This is a genomic window from Paenibacillus qinlingensis (genome assembly GCF_031455095.1).
In the GTDB taxonomy this organism is placed as follows: domain Bacteria; phylum Bacillota; class Bacilli; order Paenibacillales; family NBRC-103111; genus Paenibacillus_E; species Paenibacillus_E qinlingensis_A.
Map to the genome: position 1 here is coordinate 1 of NZ_JAVDSB010000019.1, position 26114 is coordinate 26114.

25 protein-coding genes are annotated in these 26114 nt (G+C 46.7%); 21 read left to right on the top strand and 4 right to left on the bottom strand.

What is annotated here, in order from left to right:
- From J2736_RS29260 to J2736_RS29280, 5 genes are all read left to right on the top strand, one after another.
- Positions 1-759: hypothetical protein (locus J2736_RS29260; RefSeq protein ID WP_310502117.1), on the top strand; the 759-nt coding region annotated here is incomplete at its 5' end.
- A gap of 573 nt (positions 760-1332) precedes the next feature.
- On the top strand, positions 1333-3024 hold the full coding sequence (locus J2736_RS29265; RefSeq protein ID WP_310502118.1) for an efflux RND transporter periplasmic adaptor subunit: 1692 nt from the start codon (positions 1333-1335) through the stop codon (positions 3022-3024).
- A gap of 33 nt (positions 3025-3057) precedes the next feature.
- A complete protein-coding gene (locus J2736_RS29270; protein WP_310502119.1) occupies positions 3058-3783 on the top strand; it encodes an ABC transporter ATP-binding protein in 726 nt (241 codons plus the stop codon).
- Positions 3780-4955, top strand: coding sequence for an ABC transporter permease (locus J2736_RS29275; RefSeq protein ID WP_310502120.1), 1176 nt, complete (start codon positions 3780-3782; stop codon positions 4953-4955). The genes J2736_RS29270 and J2736_RS29275 overlap by 4 nt, the downstream gene beginning before the upstream one ends.
- Positions 4956-4974: 19 nt before the next feature.
- Positions 4975-7188, top strand: coding sequence for a hypothetical protein (locus tag J2736_RS29280; RefSeq protein WP_310502121.1), 2214 nt, complete (start codon positions 4975-4977; stop codon positions 7186-7188).
- Between the two features lie 381 nt (positions 7189-7569).
- Here J2736_RS29280 and J2736_RS29285 read toward each other — a convergent pair whose 3' ends face one another.
- Positions 7570-8550 (bottom strand): metallophosphoesterase family protein, encoded by a 981-nt coding sequence (locus tag J2736_RS29285; RefSeq protein WP_310502211.1) that lies wholly within the window; start codon positions 8548-8550, stop codon positions 7570-7572.
- A 392-nt stretch (positions 8551-8942) separates the two neighbouring features.
- Here J2736_RS29285 and J2736_RS29290 point away from each other — a divergent pair, with 392 nt between their 5' ends.
- Genes J2736_RS29290 through J2736_RS29300 form a run of 3 tightly spaced genes read left to right on the top strand, consistent with a single transcriptional unit; the run spans position 8943 to position 10878 of the window.
- Complete coding sequence (locus J2736_RS29290; protein WP_397341911.1) at positions 8943-9302, top strand: GntR family transcriptional regulator; 360 nt, start codon at positions 8943-8945, stop codon at positions 9300-9302.
- Positions 9302-10198 (top strand): ABC transporter ATP-binding protein, encoded by an 897-nt coding sequence (locus J2736_RS29295; protein WP_310502123.1) that lies wholly within the window; start codon positions 9302-9304, stop codon positions 10196-10198. Before J2736_RS29290 ends, J2736_RS29295 begins: the two co-directional genes overlap by 1 nt.
- Positions 10195-10878 carry a hypothetical protein gene (locus J2736_RS29300; protein ID WP_310502124.1) on the top strand — a complete coding sequence of 228 codons (684 nt, stop codon included), beginning with the start codon at positions 10195-10197 and terminating at the stop codon, positions 10876-10878. Before J2736_RS29295 ends, J2736_RS29300 begins: the two co-directional genes overlap by 4 nt.
- Positions 10879-10935: 57 nt before the next feature.
- Here the strand turns inward: J2736_RS29300 and J2736_RS29305 are convergent, their stop codons facing one another.
- Both J2736_RS29305 and J2736_RS29310 read right to left on the bottom strand, forming a co-directional pair.
- Positions 10936-11469: an SRPBCC family protein gene (locus J2736_RS29305; protein WP_310502125.1), complete on the bottom strand. Its 534-nt coding sequence runs from the start codon at positions 11467-11469 to the stop codon at positions 10936-10938.
- A gap of 42 nt (positions 11470-11511) precedes the next feature.
- Positions 11512-11844 (bottom strand): ArsR/SmtB family transcription factor, encoded by a 333-nt coding sequence (locus tag J2736_RS29310; RefSeq protein WP_310502126.1) that lies wholly within the window; start codon positions 11842-11844, stop codon positions 11512-11514.
- A 163-nt stretch (positions 11845-12007) separates the two neighbouring features.
- Between J2736_RS29310 and J2736_RS29315 the strand changes: the two genes are divergently transcribed.
- The 5 genes from J2736_RS29315 to J2736_RS29335 all read left to right on the top strand — a co-directional run bounded on the left by J2736_RS29315 (position 12008) and on the right by J2736_RS29335 (position 15100).
- Positions 12008-12697, top strand: coding sequence for a 3D domain-containing protein (locus J2736_RS29315; RefSeq protein ID WP_310502127.1), 690 nt, complete (start codon positions 12008-12010; stop codon positions 12695-12697).
- A 225-nt stretch (positions 12698-12922) separates the two neighbouring features.
- Positions 12923-13219: a LiaF transmembrane domain-containing protein gene (locus tag J2736_RS29320; RefSeq protein ID WP_310502128.1), complete on the top strand. Its 297-nt coding sequence runs from the start codon at positions 12923-12925 to the stop codon at positions 13217-13219.
- A 50-nt stretch (positions 13220-13269) separates the two neighbouring features.
- Entirely contained in the window at positions 13270-13965 is a 696-nt protein-coding gene (locus J2736_RS29325; RefSeq protein WP_310502129.1) for a PspA/IM30 family protein, read from the top strand.
- Positions 13934-14410: a PspC domain-containing protein gene (locus J2736_RS29330; protein ID WP_310502130.1), complete on the top strand. Its 477-nt coding sequence runs from the start codon at positions 13934-13936 to the stop codon at positions 14408-14410. The genes J2736_RS29325 and J2736_RS29330 overlap by 32 nt, the downstream gene beginning before the upstream one ends.
- A 3-nt stretch (positions 14411-14413) precedes the next feature.
- Positions 14414-15100 (top strand): PspA/IM30 family protein, encoded by a 687-nt coding sequence (locus J2736_RS29335; RefSeq protein ID WP_310502131.1) that lies wholly within the window; start codon positions 14414-14416, stop codon positions 15098-15100.
- Positions 15101-15343: 243 nt separating this feature from the next.
- Here the strand turns inward: J2736_RS29335 and J2736_RS29340 are convergent, their stop codons facing one another.
- Positions 15344-15517: a hypothetical protein gene (locus J2736_RS29340; RefSeq protein WP_310502132.1), complete on the bottom strand. Its 174-nt coding sequence runs from the start codon at positions 15515-15517 to the stop codon at positions 15344-15346.
- A gap of 134 nt (positions 15518-15651) precedes the next feature.
- On the opposite strand from J2736_RS29340, the gene J2736_RS29345 reads away from it, so the two are divergent.
- The 8 genes from J2736_RS29345 to J2736_RS29380 all read left to right on the top strand — a co-directional run bounded on the left by J2736_RS29345 (position 15652) and on the right by J2736_RS29380 (position 26086).
- The gene (locus tag J2736_RS29345) at positions 15652-17154 is read left to right on the top strand and encodes a sugar ABC transporter ATP-binding protein (RefSeq protein ID WP_310502133.1); all 1503 of its coding nucleotides are present in this window, start codon (positions 15652-15654) and stop codon (positions 17152-17154) included.
- Between the two features lie 10 nt (positions 17155-17164).
- On the top strand, positions 17165-18148 hold the full coding sequence (locus J2736_RS29350; protein WP_397341880.1) for an ABC transporter permease: 984 nt from the start codon (positions 17165-17167) through the stop codon (positions 18146-18148).
- A gap of 65 nt (positions 18149-18213) precedes the next feature.
- Positions 18214-19215 (top strand): ABC transporter substrate-binding protein, encoded by a 1002-nt coding sequence (locus J2736_RS29355; RefSeq protein ID WP_310502134.1) that lies wholly within the window; start codon positions 18214-18216, stop codon positions 19213-19215.
- Positions 19216-19439: 224 nt separating this feature from the next.
- Positions 19440-20984 carry a response regulator transcription factor gene (locus J2736_RS29360; protein ID WP_310502135.1) on the top strand — a complete coding sequence of 515 codons (1545 nt, stop codon included), beginning with the start codon at positions 19440-19442 and terminating at the stop codon, positions 20982-20984.
- A gap of 20 nt (positions 20985-21004) precedes the next feature.
- Positions 21005-22783 carry a sensor histidine kinase gene (locus tag J2736_RS29365; RefSeq protein WP_310502136.1) on the top strand — a complete coding sequence of 593 codons (1779 nt, stop codon included), beginning with the start codon at positions 21005-21007 and terminating at the stop codon, positions 22781-22783.
- 184 nt (positions 22784-22967) lie between these two features.
- Complete coding sequence (locus J2736_RS29370; protein ID WP_310502137.1) at positions 22968-24275, top strand: ABC transporter substrate-binding protein; 1308 nt, start codon at positions 22968-22970, stop codon at positions 24273-24275.
- Between the two features lie 123 nt (positions 24276-24398).
- Entirely contained in the window at positions 24399-25265 is an 867-nt protein-coding gene (locus tag J2736_RS29375; RefSeq protein ID WP_397341884.1) for a carbohydrate ABC transporter permease, read from the top strand.
- On the top strand, positions 25262-26086 hold the full coding sequence (locus J2736_RS29380; RefSeq protein WP_310502139.1) for a carbohydrate ABC transporter permease: 825 nt from the start codon (positions 25262-25264) through the stop codon (positions 26084-26086). Before J2736_RS29375 ends, J2736_RS29380 begins: the two co-directional genes overlap by 4 nt.
- The last annotated feature ends 28 nt before the right edge of the window (positions 26087-26114 follow it).

The following is a 26114-nucleotide window of genomic DNA, read 5'->3' on the forward strand; positions in this document are numbered from 1 at the left end:
CTGACACAAGAGAAGGCTGATGAGATCATTAAAGGCTTGAGCGACCAATTAACGAAGCAAATTGATAGCACGGGCTTCAAAGGTGGTTTCCCAGGCGGCGATAAAGGCCGTGGACAAATGGGCAATCGTGGTGGCTTCCATGGCGGTAACGTAATCAAAGAAACAGCAACAATTCTAGGCGTTGAAGAAAGTGCTGTGCAAGAAGCACTTAAGGCTGATAAAACATTAGCAGCTTTTGCTGTTGAAAAAGGACTGACAAAGGAAGATTACTTGTCCAAGCTCGTAGCAGCCGAAACAGCTAACCTTACAGCTGAAGTAACCGCTGGCAAGCTGACACAAGAGAAGGCTGATGAGATCATTAAAGGCTTGAGCGACCAATTAACGAAGCAAATTGATAGCACGGGCTTCAAAGGTGGTTTCCCAGGAGGTAAAGGTGGCCCAGCAGGTCCAGGAGGCCCTGGCGGCTTCGGTATCGGACCGATCGGCAATCCAGAGCTTATCACAACTATTCTAGGTATTACGCAAGATGAGTTGAGAACAGAGCTGGAGTCCGGCAAATCCCTTGTAGATATCGCAACAGCGAAGGGGATTAGTGAAGATGATTTAATTAGTAAAATCAAGGACGGCATGACGGATGCCATCAAGAAGGCTGTAGAGGAAAAAGGTACAGCACCTAAACGCCCTGAAGGTGGCGAAGGTCGTCCAGATCGCAATGCCTCCAAACAATCAACAACATCTGCCTCGACAGCTACAAACTAAGGGGAAGTCATAGGAAGCTGCTCACAATGTGAGCGGCTTTTTGTCTATGTGTTGTGCTTGTGCGTGCTGAAGTGGAAGGTTCGCTGCAAGGTTACTGGGTGGGAGATCTTAAAGTAGCTCAGCCATTCTAGCTGGAAAACATACAGTTAATTGGGATTGAAATCTCGATTTCATTCTACTAACTGTAAAAAGTACAGCTAATTTCGAGCTATCAAGCCAAAAACGTCAAAAAGTGAAGAAATAGATGTATATTATCCATCTAATCACCAAATTTGACTGAAAATCAGATGATTAGATGGAGGTTTTCCAGTTATTCGGGCGACGGCGGCGGAAGTGGGTTGTTGCAGTGTTAGTGTCAGTTGGCAGCGACGGACGGAGCGGCAAGGTAGAAATTTTAGTGGTGGAACCGGCGCGCAACTCGTCCCCATTTTCAGCAAACGTTCAGCTTCCGTTCAACTCACTTTCAGCCTACGCTCAGACAGGTTTCAGTCGCCCCTAGTAGACTACATCATGTGAAGATTGTACGACCTAGGCAATGAGTGTCTGGGTAAACCGTGAGAGGGGTTATGACGGATGAAAGTAGGCAGTAAGAAAAGGTGGCTCATTGTAGCCCTAGCGGCCATCCTATGTGGGGCAGGTACTTATTATTATGTACATAGTAAGGCGAAGCCAGCGGCAGCAGCGACTCAACAAACAACGATGAAAGTGACCAAAGGAGCTATCTCCATGGCTGTCTCGGGTACCTCCCAATTGGACGCTAAGGATAAACAAAACATTGTGATTCCGATTGAAGGGATCATCAAAACCATGAATTTAACCCAGAATCAAGCTGTCAAAAAAGGCGATGTGCTCGTCGAGCTTTCTGTCCCGTCAACGGAAACGAATCTCAAGGAAGCACAAGTGAGCTTACAGCAGTTAGAGAGTGATCTAAGCGAGCTTCAGTCTGAGCAAGGAAACATGAGCGTATCCGCTCCGATGTCGGGCAAGATTACGTTGAATGCTAATTTTGATGTTGGCAGTCAAGTGAATAAGACGACAAAGATCGGTTCGATTTCAGATACAACGCAGTTTAAGGTGAAGTTGCCATTCTCGCTGCAAGAGGCTGTGCAATTGAAAAAAGGCGACCCCGTGGAGCTGAGCGTGGATGGGTACTTGTTATCTAAAGTTGGAACAGTGGATACAATTGGCCATGAAATTAGCGCAGACGCAAATGGGAATAAAGTGGTGCTTGTTGATGTACTGGTCGATAATGATGGCACGCTTTCAGCTGGGCTAAAAGTCAAAGGCAGCATTGGCAGCGGCGCTGCCAAAGTGGAGTCTTCCGATCAGGCTGCGCTTGCCTATGTGCGTACGGCTTCGATTTTCTCTGAAGCCAGCGGTACGGTGAAAACGTTGAAATTCAAAGATGGCGATACGATTAAACAAGGCGATCTCATCGTGACCCTTTTTAACGACGACCTCCAAAAGAATATTGTCGCCAAACAATCCGCGATTGATAGCCAGAAAATCCGTGTCAGCGATGCTCAGCAAAAGATAGATCAATTAACGATCAAAGCACCGTTTGATGGCGTGTTCTCGGCGGATTTTGCCAATAGTAAAAATAATGTACTACGCAATTATCCAGTTGGCGCGCAAATTAATGCGAACACGACACTTGGCGCAGTAGCAAGCTTAAGCACGATGCAGCTCGCAATCGCAGTAGATGAGCTCGATCTAACCAGCGTGAAAGTAGGACAGAAGGTTAACGTCAAGGTAGATGCCATTGCAGGGAAGACGTTCACAGGTGAAGTAACTTCCGTCTCCAATGTGGGGACTACGACGAACGGTGTTACGACCTATGATGCGGTTGTGGCGATTCCGAATACAGCACAGAATGATTTGAAATATGCCATGACGGCGACGGCTGAAATCCTCATCCAAGATAAGAAGGATATTCTCGTACTTCCAATTCAAGTGGTGACGACAACTAGAGGTAAGTCGACGGTTACGGTGAAGAAGCCCGATGGTACAACGGAAGAGCGAGAGCTAAAAGTAGGTATTCGAAGCAAAACACAAGTTGAAGTGCTTGATGGTGTAAAAGAAGGCGAAGAAGTTGTCATGCCAGTACGTAGAGCGACAACCACTACGAACCAGCAACAGCAAGGCTTCCCAGGTGGAGCGGGCGGATTCCCGGGCGGCGGAGCAGGAGGCTTCCAAGGCGGTGGTGGAGCAGGCGGAGGTGGTTTCCAAGGTGGCGGCGCAGGCGGCGGTGGCGGACGACAATAAGGAGCTAGCCTCGCTCGGAAAGGAGCTAATGGGATGAATATCATTGAGCTAAATGAAATAACGAAGAGCTACACCCGTGGTGCGGAGGAACTCCAGATTTTGCGCGGGATTACGCTGCATATTGCGGAAGGCGATTTTGTCGCCATTATTGGTCCCAGCGGATCAGGCAAATCGACGTTGATGAATACGATTGGGCTGCTCGATAGCCCTTCATCAGGATCTTATATATTGGATGGCGTGGCAACGGAAAAAATGTCAGACAACGGGCTTGCTTCACTGCGCAATCGGAAGATCGGTTTTATTTTTCAACAGTTTAACCTGTTGCCAAGGCTGACAGCGATGGAGAACGTGGAGTTGCCGATGATTTATGCGGGTATCCCTCCTAAGCAACGGAAAGAACAGGCGAAAAAGATGCTGGCGAAACTAGGGATGGGAGAACGCGGACATCACAAGCCGAGTGAGCTTTCAGGCGGACAGCAGCAGCGGGTTGCGATCGCGCGAGCGTTGGCCATCTCCCCTTCGCTGATTCTTGCCGATGAGCCGACAGGTGCCTTGGATTCGAAGACGGGCATCGAGGTACTCGAGTTAATCAAAGAGTTAAATCAACAAGGGAATACAATCGTATTAATCACCCACGATCATCACATTGCAGATAACGCGAAGCGCGTAGTGGCATTGCGAGATGGTGAAATCGTCAGCGATATCCGCAATGATGCTTGGTCGGTTGAAGTGCCTAAGCTAGAGGAGGCGCATTCATGAGAATATGGGAACTCTTCCAGATGGCGATGGCCACGATTCGTTCCAATCCGCTTCGAACCATTTTGACGATGCTGGGCGTTATTATTGGGGTTGCATCCGTGATCACGCTCGTGTCGATCGGTCAGGGGACATCCAAAGCCATCGAGAAGCAATATGAAGGACTGGGAACGAATCTCCTGACGGTCAATTTGATGGGGAACGGGCGAGCGACGCAGTTGAATTACGATGAGTTCATGACGCTGGAGGGCACAGCGGGTATCTCGTCGATTGCACCCACGATGACGCAGAACAGCTCTATTAAATTCGACCGCACAACGGAGAGCTACAATGTGATCGGAACGAATGACCGTTATTTGGAGCTGCAAAAAGGGAAGATGGCCAGCGGACGTTTCCTCGCTCAGGCAGATTTGGATTTCCGCAATCATGTTGCGGTTATCGGGAGCGAAGTGGCTGCGAAGTTTTTTGGCAAGGAAGATCCGATCGACGAAGAAATTAATGTGAAAGGCTACATGTATACGATTATCGGTGTTCTTCAAACGAAGGGCTCCAATACGAGCGGAACTTCGTTGGATAGCTCCGTGTTAGTGCCGTTGCCTACGATGAGCCGGGACTTTAAATTGGGTAACATCCGGACAGCATACGTGGAAGCATCCTCAGGCGACATGGTGTCACGTGCACAGCTCGCAGTAGAGGCTTACTTATATCAGAAGTTTAAAAGCACGACAGGCTACAATATTTTGAACTCGTCTGAGCTCATTAGCGCAAGACAAACGGCGTCTAGCACGCTGACTAACCAATTGGTTGCTGTCGCTGCGATTTCCTTGCTCGTAGGCGGGATCGGGATTATGAATATTATGCTCGTCACCGTGAGTGAGCGAACAAGGGAGATCGGTATTCGGAAGTCGATTGGGGCGAAGCGGAGGAATATTCTGCTGCAATTCCTAGTCGAAGCTACCCTGATTAGTGGGATGGGCGGATTAATTGGCTTAGTGGCAGGGATAGGCTTGTCACTGGCTTGGCCGTATATCAACCCAAGCCAAGAGACGAGTCTATCGATCAACGTGGGTCTTTACGCATTTTTATTCTCAGCACTTGTTGGAGTCATTTTCGGTTTATATCCAGCCAATAAAGCATCGAAATTAAAACCTATCGACGCTCTGCGTTACGATTAGGCAACAGGAGGTTTGTACCATGATTCGTCAACTAACATCAATCTCAATGAAACAAACAAGTCTGGCCGTGCTGCTGACAGGAAGCTTAATGGCTGCCTCATGGGCAGCTCCAGCCCCTTCCGCACATGCTGCTAATGAGGGCGTTTTTATCTCGAAGGACTCTTATTTTATGCTAAATAAAGCGACACTTTCGTCGTCATCCTTGCAATTTTCAGTGCTGTTCCATAATGGGGAAGGTCAGACGCTTGATTTTAACAAGTATGGCGTACGCGTAACAGATGGCGCTGGTCATAGCTATACAGCTAATCTGAGTGAGAAGAAGAGCGGTCTTGTGAGTGGCGGAAAAGAAGAGAGCTTTCGATTCTACGCAAATTTACCTGCTGGTGAAAACGCTGCTGATCTGCAAGTCGATGTATTCCGCTGGGATTACAATAAATCAGATTTCATGAATCATCTCGGTGAGCTGCCGGTGTCCTCGGTCATTCAAGAGGGGCAGCAGGAAACGCCTGAGGAAATCATTAGCTTACGCACGCTAGACAGCACACTCGCGAGTGATGCGTCCCTTGCCTTTCAGCTAGGCCAGAGCGTACGTGTGACGGAAAATGGCAAATGGTACATGTATACACAGGTAGCAGCGAAAAACCTAGGAGCTAGCAGTGTGAAGGTGCCAGCAAATCTGCTCGTACGCCTAGTGGATGCTAACGGCTTGAAATACACTGGTTCGGTTGCGAGTGGGGCGGATACGGCTATTTTGCCGAATCAGTCCGATACGTTGACACTTAAAACACTCATTTCCAAAGGTATGCCGACTAGTGGATTAGATTTGGAATATTATTACTTAAATCAAACGGAAGATGTCTCCTTGGGGACCATGAGTATGAATTCGTCACTGAATACGGTAGCCTTGGGTACGAAAACAAGCTATGCTGGGCAGCAAGATGGCGAAAATGTAACAGCGAAAGCAAGCTCCTCTACCTATTCGATTCAAGCGGATGGTGTGCACGTTCAGACTGTGGTTACTCTGAGCAATGATGGGGAAGTCGTCGCACCTGTACCTTCATTGACGGCCTCCTACCAATTTGGTGACTCCGGTTCATCTGTGTCATCGTCAGATAATAGTGCGCGCAACGGATTTTTGGCGCCGAAGGAGACGGCGACCTATTACTTCAATGCGACATTGCCAACAGGCGTGGATCCAAATACGACACAGCTGGTGCTGTGGCAGAAAGCTTCCGCGGGCACGGGCAGCTCAGCGGGAAGCGGCGGGACGACCGGTACTACGGGAAGTGGGACAACGGGTAATACAGGAAGCGGATCAACGACGGGTAACAGTACAGGAACGACGGGAAGCGGGTCAACGACGGGAAGCGGATCAACGACAACAACAGGGCAACAGCCTGTGGCAGTGTTCTTGCTCAAAGGTGCGAGTGAAGCCCAAAACGGCTTTACCACAGCGGTCGACTATGAGCTTGGGACCAAGCTTGTTCTGGGCAGCAGTGTCGTGAATCCTAATCTCGATGTATCACTCGTTGAGCTACATGCTCATGAGAATGATGATCTCGGCTACAAAACAGCGATTGCCAAATACAAAATTACCAACAACGGCACGAGCACACTCGCGCTGCCTGAGCTTCAGAATGAGCTCATTGATAATAAAGGCAACGCCTACACGGGCTCTCGTCAAAGTGCGGCCGCTGCACAAATCACGCCAGGCAGTTCTTATGTAGTTAGCTATTCCTATTTACTGCCTAATAAGGGTGGGGATGATGATAAATCCTTTGCCCTGAATGTGTATGACAATAAGTCCGTATCTGAAGGCAGTGTGTCCGCAGGGACATTTAAAGTTGCTATGCAGGAAGCAGAGACAGGCGATACCATTGCGATCTATCCATTCTCGCTTACCATCAATGACAGCTCGATTGGATGGACGTATAGCGGCGGAACTTATTCGTATGTGCTCAGTTTAGACATGGATATTACCCACGAGGATCAAGTGATTGTGGATTCGAACTTCTCTGGTATCCAATTCGAGATGGTTGATTCCCTAGGTCGTATTGTTGGTACACAAGATGCTGCTCTAATGGGCACGGCTAAATTAACGAGCGGCAGCCAAAAGGTCACCATATCTGGCTTGAAAAACGAGCAAGTGAGTTCCGGCATCGTCGTCAATATGTACGAAGTGATCAACACACCGAATGGTACAGCGAAGCGTCTGTTGAAGCAATTTAAGTAAAAGAGCCGTGAACAGGGCTTAGATAAACAAGAACTGCCGAATCCTGGCTTATGGTCTGGATATCTCAAATCACTATTATGGATCAAAATAAGATAAGAGGCACTGACCTAAACTAGGTACTGTGCCTCTTTTTTATTTCGGTAAGTCCATCAGATATAGCTAAATTAACGGATAGTCACGATTTGCCCACTTAAATGAGCCAAAGCGGCGAGAGAAAGCATTGTAGTTCGATTTCGCCGAACTATTTGGCCGAATGTCGTGGTGAACGCTCATAAAAGGCGATTTAAGTTGGAGAAATCGAACTGCAGCGGCATTACACCTCCAATGCCCACAAATAAGTGGGCAAAATCGAACTGCAAGTTCGGAGCATCGGTGTTGATGCTACTTCACGTCATACCCCTTGGCGATGGATGGCTCGATCCATCGCTTTTCAGTATGCTCGCGGCGCAGAATAACGACGCGTTCCGGGAAGACGTCGACGATCAAGCTCTGGCTGAGCGACTGTGTCTCGGGCTCGTTCTTTGCGCTCCATACCTCGCGGATGGAGGCGCTGGAAGCGGCAAGAAACTTCAGCTGCTTCACTTGGCTGGTCGTTTCAACGTTCCAGTGGGTGTGCCCACTGAACAATATGACGTTCGGGTGCGCGTCCAGCAGCGCACGCAGTTCCTTGTGCTGGACGACGCCCAGCTCCAGATCCGTGCCATCCAGCGTGCTAGGCAGCGGCTGATGGAGGAACACAAACACGGGCTTGCTGGCATCCGCCGAGCTCGCCGCTGTAAGCCGCTCGCGCAGCCAGCTGAGCTGCGCGGGGGAGAGATACGCATCCTCGCCGATGGATGCGTCAACGTCCCTGTACGCTTCCCCGCTAAGGAATAGGAAGCGGTAGCCCTCCACGACAAGCTCGTGATACGGCTTGTCGTAACCCATCATGCGGTCAAATAACGCGACCGCATCACGACTTTTCCACGAAGGATTCATCTTCGCGTAATCCATTTTGCCATCCGGCTTGCGCCACACGCCGTAGTAGTCGTGATTGCCCATGGTCGCCTGCACAGGGGCATGGGGCTGGCGGCTTAGCAGCGCCAATAAGCTGCGATAATCGCTCTCACTGCCATTCGTGAGATCACCGTTCAAGACAAGCAGCTTGCTGTCTGGGCGCAGCTCATGGTGATCCGCGAGCGCTTGCCGCAGAAGCAGCTGAGAAGAGGAATCCGACGATATGATATGAACGTCGCTCATCACCGAGAAGGAAAACAACGGTGCAGCGGTTTGCTGTTCTGTTTGTGTGGCAGCGGTTTGCGGCTCTGTTTGTGTGGCAGTGGTTTGTGCTTCAGCTTGTGTAGCAGCGGTTTGCGACGCCATTTGCACAGCAGCATGCTGGGATGCGCGAGTAGACTTTATTCCTTCCCCTACAGGGTTAAGCAATGCTAACCCCAACAAAACAACCAAACTACTCCGTATGATGATAGATAGAAACATAGAAACCCTACCTTCCAATAAGTGTGTCGTTATGCGCTTTTTCTTTTCTATGTCTTTAACCAGCTCTTCTTTTATTCAACCAATTCTTGATCCTGAATCTTGACCTCGATCGGCTCCCACCCCACGCCCTACTGGTATTCCCCTGCAAAAAAGAAATTATTTAACTACCCAAATTTTGTAATTCGCTTGACTTCAATGTTATTTGGTTGTATGGTTAATTACATGAGTAACTAACCAATGCAGTGACGAAAGTGGTGGTGAGAATTGTGGGACTAATGATGGACGATAGCCGCCCGATATTTGTGCAAATCGCAGAGCAGATTGAAGATGACATTATCGAATCACGCATGCCGGAAGAATCGCAGGTACCTTCGACAAATCAATTTGCAGCCTTTTATGGGATCAATCCGGCAACGGCAGCTAAGGGAGTTAACTTGCTGGTGGACCAAGGGATTTTATACAAGAAGCGTGGCATTGGCATGTTTGTAGCGGAGGGAGCGAGGATCAAGCTGATGGAAAAGCGAAAAGAACTCTTTTATGAGCAATATGTCGTGACGATGGTTAGAGAAGCTGAGAAGCTGGGCATAACGGTGGAGCAGTTGACGGAAATGGTGCGGAGAGGGGAGAAGGGCTGATGACGAACGTAGTTGAGGTAAAAGGACTTACGAAGTCCTATGGTAAAGTTAAGGCTGTTGACGGGGTCAGCTTCACGGTAGAAGCGAACAAAATCTATGGCCTGCTCGGCAGAAACGGCGCTGGCAAAACGACCATCATGCATATGATTTCCGCCCAGCAGTTTGCGACTAGCGGGGAGCTTACGGTGTTTGGTGAGGAGCCTTTTGAAAATAACCGAGTGCTGAATCAGATTTGTTTTATTAAAGAGAGCCAGAAATATCCGGATACATTCCGTATTAATGATGTGATGGCGGTGGCCAGATCCTTATATCCAAACTGGGACGACGCTTATGCTAACGCATTAATAGAAGATTTTCGACTTCCGATTAAAAGGAAAATAAAAAAACTGTCCCGAGGCATGCTGTCCTCCGTAGGGATTGTCGTCGGGCTTGCAAGCCGCGCGCCATTGACGATTTTTGATGAGCCGTATCTGGGATTGGATGCTGTAGCTAGAGTGCTGTTCTATGACCGCTTGCTGGAAGATTACGCAGAACATCCGCGTACTGTCATCCTTTCCACGCATCTGATTGACGAAGTGAGTCGGTTGTTGGAGCATGTGCTCGTGATCGATAACGGGAAATTGATTCTTAATGAAGACGCCGATGCACTTCGCGGCAGAGCTTGTATGGTTTCTGGCTTGAAATCAGCGGTAGACGCTTTTACACGTGGGAAAGAAGTGCTGGAACGAACGGCGATTGGTTCGGCTGCAACAGCAACGATCATCGGTGCTCTTTCCGTGGAAGATCGTAAATACGCCGAAGAATTGGGAATCGAATTTACGTCAGTTTCCATCCAACAGCTTATCGTTCATCTTACACGCACACAAGTTGCAGGAAAGGGGGCTGAATCTTTATGAATCGAGTCAACCAAGTCGTAAAGATGCATCTAAGGAACAAGTTCACGTGGTTTCTAGTTCCATGGGCTATCTTGGGCGCTAATTTTCTGATTAATGCTGTAATTGCTACTTCATTGAATGATGGTGAAGTTGTGAATACGGGTGCGATTGCCTCCATCTTTATCTACACATTGATAACGGGCACGCTAACGCTTAAAGAAACGTTCCCATTTGCCATCGGTCTTAGTATCCGCAGAAAGGATTATTTCTTCGGTACAGCATTGACTGTTCTGCTAGTTAACACGATTTCAGGGCTTGCCATAACCACTCTTTCTGCCATTGAGCAAGCGACGGATGGTTGGTATGTGAGATTACATTTATTTGAATTAGGCTTTCTGAAAGACCTGCCGTTCATCGGTATCGTCGGGATTAATATCATCCTGTTAGTAAATTTGTACTTCATTGGATTTACCATTTCGAGCTTGCATCGCCGATTTGGCAGCATGTCCATGTACATCTTTTTTACAGCGGCGTTATTGATAGGGACAATCACGTCCTATACGCTGACGCATTTCGGGCTATGGGTTGAAATTGCTCATTGGTTAGCCAATAACTATATGGACTTATTCTGGTGGATGATCCCGATGGTAGGCGTCTACATGATCATCTCTTATGGATTGCTGCGCAAAGCAGCTGTATAAAGTAGAATAAAAAGAGCCCCAGAATCAAACTTCTGAGGGCTCTTTTCTTGTTTATAATTAACCCGTGAACTTCGCCAAGTATTCGTCCAATTGCTTGAACGTCCCGCCAAAGCCTTGTTCCATAGAACCTTTCATCGAAGCGTAGAAGGCAATTTCTTCTTCTGTCGCGTTGATTGGGCCGCCCTTCATGGTGATAACGGTATGGCCGTCTTCTTCAGTCATCGTCAATTCAGTTATGATTTCTAGTGGAAAAACAGCGCTGAATGGCGCACGAATGATATTCCCCTCGCTATCTGCGAAGGAAGTGACATACACCAATTTCGTAGGAGCTTCCACTTCGCGGTAGGAGAATCTTCCGAACATTTCAAAGCCCTCAGGGCTTTTCATTCCATAATGAAAAATGCCGCCCGGACGAACGTCCAAAGACTTCACAGTCAATTCCATACCTGTTGGCCCCCACCATGCTGCCAAATGCTCTGGCTGTGTCCATACACTGTACACAAGCTCAAGCGGCGCCTTCACGATACGCGTAATCTCCAATTGAACCTCAGAACCGTTCCCTGTCATTTCAAAAGCATTTTGTTTCATCATTACCAAGCCTCCATAGTTTAAAATGTGTCACTCCACGCCAGACTATTCGTCAGTCGGCTTCGATTCCTTGGCTTGCAGCGCTTGTAAATAAGCTTCCATACGATCAAACTGAGTTTCCCATAGACGCCGGAACGGACCCAACCAGTCATCCATAGCTTGGAGGGACTGCGTTTGCAGTTTATAGACCCTCCGGTTCGCGATTGGCTGCACCTCGACCAGCCCTGCCTCGTGCAGTACCCGAAGATGCTTGGAAACCTGAGGTTGGCTGAGGCCAAGCCGATCGACAATGTCCCCTACCGTCAAAGGACCGTTTCGCAAAAGTTCAACAATGTGCAAACGATGGGGTTCGGCTAGCGCGCTGAATATCGTATTCATGAATTCAATATACCTCAAAAGGAATATTCCTGTCAAGGAATATTCTAACTCTTAATTGTTCTACTTATCTAGCAATTATTTCATAGGAAAGGTATATAAATAGTTATTTTTGCCAAGTCTAGTAGCTATAACTCTATTAACTTTTCGAGGAGGAGCTATCGCTATGTTTCGTAAACTATGTATTTCGACCTTATCCCTTACTCTGTTGCTAGGATTGTGGCTCATGCAAACGAAAGTATATTCATTTCCAACGAGTGATGAAGATGGGGGCATGCCGCCTGTCTATGCAGCATCTTCGATTGGAAGCTCTGATAAACCAATGGAAGAAGTTACACCGACTGCTATTGAGAAAGCTACAACGTCCTACCAAGTGAACCGAGGGGATACGCTGTTCAAAATTGCTAAGAGCTTCGATATTGCCGTTGATGATCTGATTTCCGCCAATTCGATTTCAAATCCGAATCAGTTGACGATCGGACAAAGTCTGACGATTCCCATTGTTGCCACTTCCGAGGGACAGCCCAAAATTATCAAAAAAGTTATTAATACAACGCTAACTGCGTACACTGCCGGTTTTGAATCTACAGGCAAAAAAGCGTCTCACCCCACATACGGCATTACTTACAGCGGAATCAAAGCTAAAGAGGGGCGCACAATTGCCGTAGATCCATCCGTCATTCCACTAGGATCAACAGTGTTCATTGAGGGGATCGGCATACGGAAAGCGGAGGATGTCGGGTCAGCGATTCGCGGCTCTAGAATTGATGTCTTCATGAATGATTTAGGCCAAGCACAAGAGTTTGGTGTGAAAAAGAACGTAAAGGTCTACGTGTTAGATAAGGAAACCGCGTAAGGTTGAATGCGATGGATTGGGGAGTTGCCTGCTGGCAGCTCCTTTTTGCCATGGTGCCAGACTTGGTATGGAAGGAATGCTTGTCTATCAAGGGTCGTAGACCCACCCCGACTAAGGTCTAGGAGCAAATACCGTCCACGGTCCGTTTTGGAAAGCTGCAATTTTACCTAGAATAAAGACATGAAGAAGACGACGACAAACAACGAAAGGCGGTGACGAAAAACGATGAAAAGAAACACAGGGTTAGCCGCTCTGCTAATCGCATTCGGCGCACTGATACTATTCAATAAGCTAGGTTTTCACTTGGGTCACTTTGTAGGCTCAGTGATGGGATTAGTAATTCCACTCATTATGATTGGACTCGGTTACCTAGGAATTAAGAACGATAAGAAAATTGGATGGGTTATTGCGGGTATCGGGATCATCATTCTTGTCAGTAAGTTGGCAGGTTGGATCATTATTCTTCTTGCAATTGGGTTAATTGGATATGGATTTTCCATGTTAAAAGGAAGAACAGCTTAATGTAAGTTGGACATGAATTGAATACAGAGTGTGAAAAAGGTGGAGTGAAGATGAGCCTATTTAGGCGGATGAGAGATATAACCGTGGCAACTTTGAATGAACATTTAGAGAAGTCGGAAGATCCGGTACGCTTGATTGACCAATACTTAGCGAACCAACGTGAGCAGCTTGTACAGTCTGAAAGATTGTATCAGCAATGCGTTAGTCACGCAGCATCACTTCGGCAGCAATATTTAACCGCACTTGAAACGAAAGAAAAGCGTGAGCATCAAGCGCTGCTGGCTTTGAAAGCAGGCGAAGAACACATGGCACGAATCGTCCTGCAAGAGAAGCTGCAGGCGGAAGAGAAAAGCGTGCAATACCATGAACTTTATGAGCAGGCGAAGCAGTCCATCCTTGAGCTGGATGAGGAGCTGCAACAACTCAAAGCAGATTACAAAGAAGTCGCAGACAAACGAAGCTACTACTTGGCCCGTATGGAGTCCGCTCGCTTGCAGCAAAGAATGCATGCTCGCAGCAGTGTCACACAAGATGGGGCACCGCGGATGTTCGGCCGATTGGAAGAGCGCGTATCCGATATGGAGCTGCACGCCAGGACACTTCGCGATGTTAGGAAGATGGGTCGCGAAAGCTTCTATAGTGGGGGAAACCCGGCTGTAGATGCGGAAATGGAAGCACTTCGCAATAGACTGAAACAGGAGGGAACACAGGATCATGAACAAACTATACCGCTCACGAAGAGATAAGAAAGTAACGGGCCTATGCGGAGGACTTGCAGAAGCCATGAATGTAGATGTCACACTATTACGTTTACTAGTCGTGATCACCACGTTTTTCACCGGAGGGACCGTCATTTTCATCTACTTTGTAGCGGCGATTGTTATTCCGAAGGAACCTGGGTTTGATCAGCCCCCATTCGATCCCTATGCAAGTTCGTATGGTCGTCAAAACTATTCAGGGAGAGCATGGAATCATAAATCCCATAACCACCATAACCACCAAAATCTCCATAATCATCATAATCACCGCCAAGCTGCTCATAGAGCGGATTACGTACCAACGGAAAACAACATTGATGAGATGATGAAAGACATTGAGAAGAAAGCACTGCAAAGAGAAGTAGATGAATTAAGAGCCAAAGTTGCTCGCTTTGAAAAACAAACATTGGATAGTAAAAAAGGAGACGTGTAAACCATGGGAGTATTCACAAGAATGAAAGATATGACAAAAGCATCCATTCACGAGGTATTAGATAAAATTGAGGATCCGATCGTGATGTTGAACCAATACCTTCGCGATATGGAGCAAGAAATTGCGCAAGCTGAGGTAACAGTTGCACGCCAAATCGCAAGTGAGCGCAAGCTGAAGCAGCGCCTTGAGGAATCCGTTCGCCTTGTAGCTGACCGTGAAGCGAAAGCTTCCGCAGCCATCAAAAACGGCCAAGAAGCGATTGCTCGCCAAGCAGTCGAAGAAAAACTGTACCACGAAGACAAAATTGTTGAGTACACAGATCTACACGCTTCTGCGAAAGCACATGCAGATGAGTTGACACAACAATTGCACGAGATGAAAGATGAATTCTACAAAATGCGCAACAAACGCAACGAGCTTGTATCCCGTGCTCAATTGGCTAAAGCGAAGAAACAAATGGCACAAGTGTCCTACAACGGTGTGATTGAGAGCGGCAACGCGTCCCGCGGCTTCCAACGCATGGAAGAGAAGATTATCCAGCTTGAAGTTGAAGCTGAGATCGCTCGCAAGCCATACGTACCTGCAGGCAGCGTAGGCAGCTACACGCCGGTCGACACTGCGAAGCAAGCCAAAGTGGATGAGCAGCTGAATCTGCTCAAAGAAAAATTGAACGGTCAAGCTGGCGAATAGCAGCTAGATAGCGTTGAAAGCCCCTCCTGGTGAGGGGCTTTTTGGCGTTGAGGCGGAGGTCACCAAACCAACCCAGTCTGATCGGGCAAAATCAACCTATCCCGGCTGGTATTGTGTCTCAGACTAGCTACATCCCCCATTTAGATGGAGAAAGTACATCTAAATTAGCGGTTTTCCAACGGAAATAAAGATTAACTGGAAAAAATGATGTTAATTTTCGAGTAACTGCAGGAAATGCGGATTTCACGTGAAAATAACTGTATAATTTCCAGTTATTTCAATTAAATTAGGAGAATGGATTAAAATAGCTGTATATTTTCCAGTTATCTTCGCAATTTGGATTTTTCGTTTTTCACTTTGCCATTTTTTTGCTTTTTCACTTTTCACTGAGCACTTTTCATTAGGCATCAAACACATATCATGTACCCCCTTGTACTGATCCACCTACCATACCTACTCCAAATCAGAAGATTTTCAATGTTTTTAAAGAGATTTATCCACTCTCATTCCAGCTTCTGGAAGGTAGAATGATCACAGAGGTGAGATCGACGATGAATGAGGAAGTTTTGCTCCGGATGGAAGGGATTGAGAAGCATTTTCCTGGTGTACATGCGCTGCATCAGTGTCAATTAGCGTTAGCTGCCGGTGAGGTACATGCGCTTGTCGGTGAGAATGGGGCAGGGAAATCCACGCTAATGAAAATAGCCACAGGGGTGTATCAGAAGGATGAGGGACGCATCTTCATCAAAGGCACCGAAGTGAATCTTCCCCATACAAGAGCAGCGCAGCAGCTTGGCATTTCGATGATTCACCAAGAGTTGAATCTGATGCCGGATTTGACGATCGCACAGAATATTTTCATTGGCCGCGAGCCGAGACATAGCTTCAAGCTATTCGTCGATGAGCGAAAGCTGAACGAGCAAGCGCAGCTGCTCTTAGATCAGATGAATCTGCAGCTAGACCCGCGAACGCTGGTGGCGGATTTGACGGTCGCCAAGCAGCAGATGGTGGAGATCGCGAAGGCCTTATCCTTTCAATCCGAGGTGCTGATTATGGATGAGCCGACAGCGGCGCTAACGCACGCAGAGATCGAGGAGCTGTTCCGCATCATTAACCAGCTCCGCAGCCGCGGTGTAGGAATCGTCTACATCTCTCACCGCATGGAAGAGCTGAAACGTATCAGCGACCGCATCACCGTCATGCGTGATGGCCGCTATATCGATACCGTGCAGACGCATTCGACATCCATCGATCAGATTATTTCAATGATGGTAGGGCGCGAGCTTTACGTAAGCCCGAATCAACAGCTCAACAACAGCTCACCCACCACGGTTCTGGAGGTCTCCAAACTCAACCGCGGCTCAGCAGTGAAGGACGTGTCCTTCCATCTGGCCAAAGGCGAGATCCTTGGCTTCGCCGGCCTGATGGGAGCGGGACGCACGGAGGTGGCGCGGGCCATATTTGGCGCAGACGCCATCGACTCCGGAGAGATTCGCATCCACGGACAACAGGTCCGTATCCAAGCGCCGCATGACGCGGTAAGGCATGGCATCGGCTACTTGTCCGAGGACCGCAAACGCTTCGGGCTCATGGTGGACATGGATGTGAAGATGAACATCGCGCTCGCCTCTTATCGCAAAGCGCGGCGACTCGGCTGGATGCAAGACAGCATCATCGGCGAGAAAGCGCAGCACTATGTGGAAGCGCTTCAAATCAAAACACCAACCATTCACCAACAAGTGAAATTTCTATCTGGCGGTAACCAACAAAAGGTCGTTATTGGCAAATGGCTGCTGCGGGACTGCGATATTCTCATTTTCGATGAGCCGACGAGGGGCATTGATGTGGGAGCCAAAACCGAGATTTACAAGCTGCTCGATGATCTCGCGGCACAGGGGAAATCGATTATCATGATCTCCTCGGAGCTGCCAGAAATATTACGTATGAGTCATCGCATCATGGTCATGTGCGAAGGTCGTATTACCGGTGAGCTCACGCAGCATGAAGCCACACAGGAAGCCATTATGAAATTCGCCACAATGCGAATTAGTTAGGAGGAGCCTCATGTCAACATGGCTTGCACACAAGAAAACCATGCCCACCTTGTCCAAGCAAAGCGGAGCTGCACAGAAATTACTGGCATTCGCCAGCTTAATTATGCTCGTTCTCATTTTTTCCATCTCGTCGAGCAACTTTTTCCAGTTCGATAACCTCGTCGCCATTATGCTCTCAACCGCTGTTATCGGGGTCCTAGCCTTGGGCTCAACGTTCGTTATTATCACCTCGGGGATCGATTTGGCCGTTGGAACCGTGATGACATTCTCAGCCGTAATGGCTGGTGTGATCATCACGACGTGGCAGTTGCCGATGCCGCTCGGCATCCTAGGCGGCATTCTCGCCGGAGCGATCTGCGGTCTCATTAGTGGATTACTTGTAGCTAAAATGAAAATTCCACCCTTCATCGCAACGCTCGCCATGATGATGGTGACGAAGGGCTTATCGCTTGTCATATCGGGAACGAAGCCGATTTATTTTAATGACACGCCTGGATTTACGAAGATTTCAATGGGTTCGATAATCCCTGGCATTCCGAATGCGATTCTCATCTTCTTTGGAGCCGCAATCATCGCTAGTATCATCCTTACCAAAACGATCATCGGCCGTTACAACTTTGCCCTAGGCAGCAATGAAGAGTCCACTAGGCTTTCCGGCGTCAACGTAGACTACTGGAAAATCGTGATTTACACGCTGACAGGAGTGTTCAGCGGGATCGCCGGCATCATGATGGCCTCTCGCCTCAACTCAGCGCAGCCAGCGCTTGGCTCAGGTTATGAGCTCGAAGCTATCGCAGCCGTGGTCATTGGGGGCACATCCCTAAGTGGGGGCAAGGGGTCCATCCTTGGAACCGTCATTGGTGCCTTGATCATGAGTGTGCTGACGAATGGACTTCGTATTTTATCCGTGAAGCAAGAGTGGCAGACGGTCATTGTCGGGATTGTCATTGTGCTGGCGGTATACGCAGATATGATGCGCCGCCGCAAGAAATAGCCTTGGTATTCACTCCGTCAGGAGTCTTATACAACCAAAAATTGAGGAGCAAGGGGCGAGGTACAGTGCTTAAACGGACAAAGACATTTGCTGTAGCATCATCGTTGGTATTGCTGTCAGCTATTTTATTGAGTGCGTGCAGTTCCACAACGAAAACAGCGACATCCACATCGGGAACGACAACAACCGTCAAGTCAGATAAAATCTATATTCCTGTCATCTCCAAGGGATTCCAGCATCAGTTCTGGCAAGCGGTGAAGCAAGGCGCCGAGAAAGCAGCGAAAGAATTCAACGTAGAGATTACATTTGAAGGCCCTGAAACAGAAACGCAGGTGGATAAGCAAATTGAAATGCTGCAAGCTGCACTGGGCAAAAAGCCGCAGGCCATCGCGTTCGCTGCCCTTGACAGTAAGGCGGCGACGCCGCTGCTCGAGAAGGCCAAAGCAAGTAAAATCCCGATAATTGGCTTTGACTCCGGTGTGGATAGCGACATTCCGGTAACGACGGCCGCTACCGATAATAAAGCGGCTGCTGCGCTCGCCGCCGACAAAATGGCTGCGCTCATCGGTAACGAAGGCGAAATTGCGCTTGTCGTACATGACCAAACGAGCCGTACAGGGATTGATCGTCGAGATGGCTTCACGAATCAGATCAAAGCCAAGTATCCGAACATCAAAATCGTCGATACCCAATACGGCGGTGGCGATCAGCTCAAATCCACTGATTTAGCGAAAGCGATTGTTCAAGCCCACCCGAATATCAAAGGCTTCTTCGGTGCCAACGAAGGTTCAGCTATCGGTGTTCTGAATGCGGTAACCGAGCTGAAGAAAGATAAAATCGTCGTCATTGGCTACGACTCCGGCAAGCAACAAATGGCTGCCATCCGCAGCGGCAAAATGGCTGGGGCGATTACGCAAGATCCAATCGGCATCGGCTATTGGTCCGTGAAAGCAGCTGTGCAAGCGATCAAAGGTGAAGCAGTTGCCAAGAACATCGATACCGGTTTCCACTGGTATGACAAAACAAACATTGATGCAGCGGATATCAAGCCGCTCCTATACGAGTAAAACGACATTAAGCGACGTTCTATTCTGAACTAAAACACGATCTGCTAGAAGCATCGTTCACGTTAACATGGTGAATGATGCTTTTTTGCTGTGTTGTTAAGCGCTCGGGACCATTGTTGATTCATTCTTGTTAAAGTGTACAATTACATTTAAAATCTGACAGAGATCGTACATCGTTCATTCAACAAGTGGAAAGCTATGTATAGTCCACAAAGGAGTAAGTCATGGAGACATATTGCAAGGTATTAATTGTTGATGATGAGATGCTGGTCCGTCAAGGAATCAGACATCTTCTCGATTGGGAAAGCGAAGGCTTTCAAATTGTCGGTGAAGCATCTAACGGTAAGGATGCTCTTGATATGGTGAAACAACTCGAACCCAACATGATCCTGACGGATATCGTTATGCCGGTCATGAGTGGGGAGGAATTGGTTAGGGTTGTAAAAGGTTTATATCCGGAGATTGAAATTGTAGTTCTCAGCAGCTACGGTGAATTTGAGTATGTGCGTTCTACGTTCCAGAGTGGTGTAGCTGATTATTTACTAAAGCCCAAATTAGATGCGAGGTCGCTGTTAGCCGTATTAAAAAAGACGGTAGCGGGGATGCCAGCCTTTCGACACTTGGACTTTACGAATGAAAAAGGGCAGTCCGTCGACTATGTGTTGGACAAGTTGATTTCCGGCTATGCCATGGAGGTAGATGGTGCAGAGATAAGCACCCATTTTCCTCATCCTTGTTTCGTTCTATTAGTCGCAGATAGGCAAGATAACACATCCTCGTTGAAGCGAAATGAGGAATGGATCGATGCTTTTCTGAACGGGATGGTTCAGGATATGACGGAACCATGCATCATTCACCGCCTGTCACATCAAGACAGCCATATCCGGTTTTTGCTGAATATAGAGGATGCTGGTCGAATGGATGTCATTCATTTGGCAGAGCAATTGGTAGAATCAGCCGTAAGGTCGGGTTTATCCTTCTATGTCGCACTTAGCAAGAATTTTACGAACATTACAGAACTCCATGACGTGTATATGCATGATAGTCTCAAAGTGTTGGATCATCGTTTCTTCCTGTCGGATCAACAGCTTTTCTTTGCTGACGAACTGGTGGAGCATGAAGGGAAAGGCGAAACATTTGATTCGGAGGCGTTTACTGCGGAGCTGAATCGTCAAGAATTTCAACAAGCTTTTGGGCGTCTCAGCCAGTATGTAGAATCCATGCCTGACAGGCTGGATACGGATATGTTTGAGTTTAAATCTTTTTTAGGTCACAGCTTATTCAATATTATTGTTTCCTTACTGCATTTTCACTACGAGGCAAGAACGCTGGATGAAGCAAAATATGAGTATTTCCGTGCCGTTCATGAGACCAAACATATTGGGGAAGTCCGCGCACTTCTAGCCAAGTTTCTTAATGAGGCGACAGACTGTGTGACTGGAAATAAAACGAGTTCTCCGGGCATTCAGAAAATTTTAATGTATCTGGATGAGCATTTTACAGAACCCCTTACGCTGACAGAAGTGGCCAAACATTTTCATTTCAACCCATCGTATCTTTCCAATTATTTTACCATTCATAATAAAGAAGGTTTTAATGAGTATTTGAATCGTATTCGAATCCAACGTGCTTGTGAATTATTAAGGGATAACGTGCATATTTCGATTTCGGAAATCTCCTCTCTTGTTGGATACTCGGATCATAGTTATTTCACGAAAGTGTTTCGGAAGTTGATGGGGACTTCACCTAGCCACTATCGAAAAAAATAGAGAAGAAGGGAATCATCACTATGGGGGCGTGGATTAGAAGGATCTCCGATCAAAGTTTATTCAGTAAATTGTTTCTAGTTATGGTGCTTAGCATGATTACGGTTACGGTGGCAACTTCTTGGGTTACCGTGCAAATGTCGGAGAAACTTTTTGTAAAGACATTTAGTATCACGAATTCCAAAATCATCGAGCAAATTAAAAGCGGTCTGGAATCCATTCATTATTCAAATGTAAATATTGTCGTTAACGCAGCGCAAAGCGGTGCGATTAAAAGCTTCCTGACCGAAGGAGATAGCGATTCGGTAACCAACTTCAAGGTGACCTTCGGTATGAGCGAACAGATGAAGCGAATCCAGTCGGGTATTGGAGCCAAGAACATTGGGATGATTATTTCAGGCATTAATGGCAAAAACTATACGAGCGATCGTACCTACTGGTCTGGTTCCTCGGCGGATTTAGGGCGAAATCCGATTACACAAGCGTCGCGGGATGAGCCGGGGCGCTTGTTGTACAGCTATTTGGATGAAGGAACACCAGGTTCTGGGGATCAAGGACTCGTTGCCGCCAAAGCGCTAACGGATTCTGTCAGTAAAGAATGGTATGGGACGCTTTATATGATCTTGAAAGAAAGCGATTTGCGATCTATTTACACCAGCTTTACGAGTGATGGGAATGATGTGATGATCTTGGATCGTCAGGGGCTGATTGTTTCAAGTAACCGAGCCGAGTTGATCGGTACAACATCGAAAGAGCTCTTAAGCAGTGCACAGAGGATTCAGCAGCAGGGTCTGGCCAAGGATGAAATGAAGATGTTCGATAAGGATGTCATTGTATTGGCGGGAGATTTGCCGTTGTACGATTTTTACATCATGAATGTCATTGATAAAAAGGTAACACTTGGTCAAATGCTCAATAGGAAAGCGATTTTCTTCATTGTTGCGGGAATCGTGGCTGTTGCTGTGCTCATTGTATATGTGATTACACGAAGGTTGACGCTCTCGTTAAGAAAGCTTGTTAAGAAAATGTCCACGGTAACGAAAAAGAATTTCCATAATTATATGGCGGTAACGGGCACCTATGAGACAAGGGAACTTAGCAGATCCTTTAATTTTATGCTCGATGAGCTAAATGACTACATTAGCCAGCTCGTGGATACGCAGAAAGAGCAGCGCAAGGCAGAATTAGCCGCGCTGCAGCAGCAGATTAATCCGCATTTTTTATATAATACGCTGGCTTCCGTTAACATCCTTGTCCAACGAGGGAGCAAAGAGACCGCCACCCAAACGATTCATGCGCTTATTTCTCTCCTGCAAAATACGATTAGTAATGTCAAAGAAACGATTCCCGTTGTGCAAGAGTTGGTGAATTTAAAGCATTACGTGTTCATCAATCAGATTCGTTATGGCCAAGGGATTAAGGTCGATTACTTCGTATCTCCGGACTGCTTGCCTGCGCAAGTGCCAAATTTGATGCTGCAACCTTTTATCGAGAATGCTTTTTTTCATGCGTTTAATAAGAAAGGCACGGGATATATATATGTCATCATCACGAAAGAGAGGGATACGCTGCTCTGTGAAGTCGTTGACAATGGGGATGGCATGGAGCTTTCGAATAAAGCGGACGAGATGCCGAACCCCACAAGTGCAAGGCAATTGTTCACAGGGATTGGTATTCGTAATGTTCATGATCGCCTAGTTCTTTTGTACGGAGAAGAATATGGCGTTGCGATAACAAGCACGTTGGGACAAGGAACGAAAATATCGATTACCCTTCCATGGCGTACAGAACAGATCACATAAGAAGCATAAAAAATAAAATAAATACAAAATATAAAAATAATACAAATGACCGAGGGAGGAAGGGATTTTAGACACAATAAAAACGCTAATTTCAGTAAATTTCGTTCTAACAAGACATTTAGCCCAAATGATATTATTTATAAGTAAGCACTTACAACAATACAAGCTCATCAAGGGGGATCACATGAAGAAGAAAATTTCTACGGTTTTACTTGCAAGTTTTATGCTATTGTCAGCATGTTCAAGTAACTCGCCAGACTCGACATCAACTACTACTCCTAGCGGCGGTGCTGCAAGCACTAGTAAGGAAATTACAGTTTGGGCATGGGATAAGAACTTTAATATCGCAGCGATGAACCTAGCGAAAGACGCATATGCGAAAGACCATCCTGATGTGAAAATCAATGTTGTCGAATATGCACAAGATGACATTATTCAAAAGCTGAACACAGGACTAAACTCCGGTTCAAAGTCAGGCCTGCCGAATGTTGTATTGATTGAAGATTACCGTGCACAAAGCTTCTTGAAAACATATCCAGATGCATTTGCAGATATGTCCGCATCCATTAAAGCTTCCGATTTCGCTGAATACAAGTTAGGTCCAACAAGCTTGAACGGCAAACAATACGGTGTACCATTCGATTCCGGTGTAACGGGTCTATACGTACGCAGAGATTATTTGGAACAAGCTGGCTATAAAGTCGATGATCTGAAAAATATTGACTGGCAGAAATTCATTGAGGTAGGTAAAGCGGTTAAAGCCAAAACAGGTAAAGACTTGCTTACACAAGATCCTAATGATCTGGGCCTAGTCCGTATGATGATTCAATCTGGTGGCGCTTGGTATCTAAAAAGTGATGGTACTACCCCGGATCTGAAAGATAACGCAGTATTGAAAGAAGCTTTCGAGACGTACAAAGAAATCATGAACGCGAACATTGTTAAAATCAACTCGGATTGGAACTCCTTCCTAGCTGGTTTCAACAGCGGTGCTGTGGCTTCTGTTCCGACAGGTAACTGGATTACACCTTCGATTAAGTCACAAGCTGATCAATCTGGCAAATGGGCGGTTGTTCCTTTTCCTAAGTTGAAGAATACAGCTGCTTCCGTTAATGCATCCAACCTTGGGGGAAGCTCCTGGTATGTATTGAACAGCACGGGCAAAGATACAGCTGCTGATTTCCTTGGCAAAACACTCGGTTCTGATGTGAATTTGTATCAAAAATTAGTTACTGACGTAGGGGTTGTTGGTACCTATAAACCTGCTGCACAAGGTGAAGCTTACACGAAAGCCGACGATTTCTTCGGAGGCCAAAAAGTGATTTCTGATTTCGCAACATGGACGGCTCAAATTCCTAAAGTCAACTATGGTCTGCATACCTATGCGATTGAAGATATTCTCAAAGTTGAGATGCAAAATTACCTGAAGGGCAAAGACATTGCGAAAGTATTCGGCGATGCTCAGTCCCAAGCGGAGTCCCAACTTAAGTAAGTTTCTCTTCCCATTAACCTATGGAACGCTGACCTCTGAATTGCGAAATATGCAAAACAGGGGACAGCGTTTCAATTTTTCATCGTAAATGATAGGAAGGATTTGAATCTAATGAACTACTCGATGCGTAGCCGTGCAAAGCTTACGGGATGGCTGTTTATCGCTATTGCTGTATTGATGATTTGTTTGTTTTACTTTTATCCCATGATTCAGGCATTGCTGCTTTCCTTTAAAACAGGTGCGGGTGCTAATCTGCATTTCAATGGGATAAGCAACTATAAGCGGCTTTTTAGCGATAAGACATTCATCACTGCCGTTAAGAATACGTTTATCTATTTGATTATTCAGGTGCCGGTCATGATCATTCTGTCGATGATGATTTCCGTCATGTTGAATGATAGCAAGCTTCGTTTCAAAGGGTTTTTCCGTACAGCAATTTTCTTGCCTTGCGTAACTTCACTTGTTGCCTACTCGGTTGTTTTCAAATACTTGTTTGGCAACGATGGTTTGATCAATATGGCTTTAATTAAAATTCACTTGATTTCACAGCCTATCGCATGGATTTCTGATCCTTTTTGGGCGAAGATTACGATTATCCTTGCCATTACATGGCGCTGGACAGGATATAATATGATTTTCTTCCTTTCCGCTTTGCAGAACATTGATAGCTCTATCTATGAAGCAGCACGTATTGACGGAGCATCTCCGGTCAAACAGTTTTTCCATATTACGTTCCCAATGCTTAAACCTATTGTTCTCTTCACGTCCATTACTTCGACAATTGGTACGCTCCAGTTGTTCGATGAGATCATGAATATTACGAAGGGTGGCCCAGGTAATGCTACTCTCTCGATATCACAATACATCTACAATCTTTCCTTTAAATACACACCTGATTTTGGCTATGCAGCAACAGTTTCCTACTCGGTTGTTGTCATGATCATTGTGTTATCTGTCCTTCAAATCAAATTGGCGGGTGATAAAAAATGATAGCTCTAAGACGTACAGTCATCTATGTCTTCCTTACAGCTGTGGCGATTATATCCATATTTCCATTCCTGTGGATGGTCATCAGTTCCACGAATCTGTCTGTCGATGTTACGCAGGGCAGAATGTTACCAGGATCGCATTTCATGGATAACTTCCATAAACTGACCGAATCGATTAATCTCGTTCCCGCACTTTGGAATTCCTTGAAGATCTCGATAACGACAACCATCTTGGCCTTGTTGGTGGCTTCACTGGCAGGTTATGCCTTCGAAATTTATCAGAGCAAAGCCAAAGATATCGTGTTCAATCTACTGCTTGTCTCCATGATGATTCCGTTCGCAGCGTTGATGGTGCCGCTTTACCAAATGTTTTCCAGCCTGTCGAGTGCGGTTCCGCTAATCGGGATCAACACGATGAACGCGGTTGTTCTTCCGACATTTACGACAGCATTTCTCATTTTCTTCTTCCGTCAAAGCACGAAAATGTTTGCGAGGGAGCTTCTAGAAGCTGGGCGGATCGATGGATTGACCGAATTAGGGTTGTTCTTCCGCGTATACATGCCGACGATGAAAACGACGTATTCCGCTGCAGCGATCATTACCTTTATGTCGAGCTGGAATAATTACTTGTGGCCGTTGATCGTCTTGCAAACACCGGAGAAACGAACAATTCCTTTGTTGATTTCCAATTTGGGCTCTAGTTATTCACCGGATTTTGGGGTGATCATGACGGCTATTGTCATCTCAACACTGCCGACAGCACTCGTATTTTTCTTAATGCAAAAACAATTTGTCGCGGGTATGGTAGGTTCTGTAAAATAGTGTGTAAATCAAGACCCTTCGTGGGTCT

Bases quoted from the DNA above. Each gene is read 5' to 3' on its own strand.
- J2736_RS29265 (WP_310502118.1), top strand. From the start codon at position 1,333: ATGAAAGTAGGCAGTAAGAAAAGGTGGCTCATTGTAGCCCTAGCGGCC.
- J2736_RS29270 (WP_310502119.1), top strand. From the start codon at position 3,058: ATGAATATCATTGAGCTAAATGAAATAACGAAGAGCTACACCCGTGGT.
- J2736_RS29275 (WP_310502120.1), top strand. From the start codon at position 3,780: ATGAGAATATGGGAACTCTTCCAGATGGCGATGGCCACGATTCGTTCC.
- J2736_RS29280 (WP_310502121.1), top strand. From the start codon at position 4,975: ATGATTCGTCAACTAACATCAATCTCAATGAAACAAACAAGTCTGGCC.
- J2736_RS29285 (WP_310502211.1), bottom strand. From the start codon at position 8,550: ATGGCGTCGCAAACCGCTGCTACACAAGCTGAAGCACAAACCACTGCC.
- J2736_RS29290 (WP_397341911.1), top strand. From the start codon at position 8,943: ATGATGGACGATAGCCGCCCGATATTTGTGCAAATCGCAGAGCAGATT.
- J2736_RS29295 (WP_310502123.1), top strand. From the start codon at position 9,302: ATGACGAACGTAGTTGAGGTAAAAGGACTTACGAAGTCCTATGGTAAA.
- J2736_RS29300 (WP_310502124.1), top strand. From the start codon at position 10,195: ATGAATCGAGTCAACCAAGTCGTAAAGATGCATCTAAGGAACAAGTTC.
- J2736_RS29305 (WP_310502125.1), bottom strand. From the start codon at position 11,469: ATGATGAAACAAAATGCTTTTGAAATGACAGGGAACGGTTCTGAGGTT.
- J2736_RS29310 (WP_310502126.1), bottom strand. From the start codon at position 11,844: ATGAATACGATATTCAGCGCGCTAGCCGAACCCCATCGTTTGCACATT.
- J2736_RS29315 (WP_310502127.1), top strand. From the start codon at position 12,008: ATGTTTCGTAAACTATGTATTTCGACCTTATCCCTTACTCTGTTGCTA.
- J2736_RS29320 (WP_310502128.1), top strand. From the start codon at position 12,923: ATGAAAAGAAACACAGGGTTAGCCGCTCTGCTAATCGCATTCGGCGCA.
- J2736_RS29325 (WP_310502129.1), top strand. From the start codon at position 13,270: ATGAGCCTATTTAGGCGGATGAGAGATATAACCGTGGCAACTTTGAAT.
- J2736_RS29330 (WP_310502130.1), top strand. From the start codon at position 13,934: ATGAACAAACTATACCGCTCACGAAGAGATAAGAAAGTAACGGGCCTA.
- J2736_RS29335 (WP_310502131.1), top strand. From the start codon at position 14,414: ATGGGAGTATTCACAAGAATGAAAGATATGACAAAAGCATCCATTCAC.
- J2736_RS29340 (WP_310502132.1), bottom strand. From the start codon at position 15,517: ATGTGTTTGATGCCTAATGAAAAGTGCTCAGTGAAAAGTGAAAAAGCA.
- J2736_RS29345 (WP_310502133.1), top strand. From the start codon at position 15,652: ATGAATGAGGAAGTTTTGCTCCGGATGGAAGGGATTGAGAAGCATTTT.
- J2736_RS29350 (WP_397341880.1), top strand. From the start codon at position 17,165: ATGTCAACATGGCTTGCACACAAGAAAACCATGCCCACCTTGTCCAAG.
- J2736_RS29360 (WP_310502135.1), top strand. From the start codon at position 19,440: ATGGAGACATATTGCAAGGTATTAATTGTTGATGATGAGATGCTGGTC.
- J2736_RS29365 (WP_310502136.1), top strand. From the start codon at position 21,005: ATGGGGGCGTGGATTAGAAGGATCTCCGATCAAAGTTTATTCAGTAAA.
- J2736_RS29370 (WP_310502137.1), top strand. From the start codon at position 22,968: ATGAAGAAGAAAATTTCTACGGTTTTACTTGCAAGTTTTATGCTATTG.
- J2736_RS29375 (WP_397341884.1), top strand. From the start codon at position 24,399: ATGCGTAGCCGTGCAAAGCTTACGGGATGGCTGTTTATCGCTATTGCT.
- J2736_RS29380 (WP_310502139.1), top strand. From the start codon at position 25,262: ATGATAGCTCTAAGACGTACAGTCATCTATGTCTTCCTTACAGCTGTG.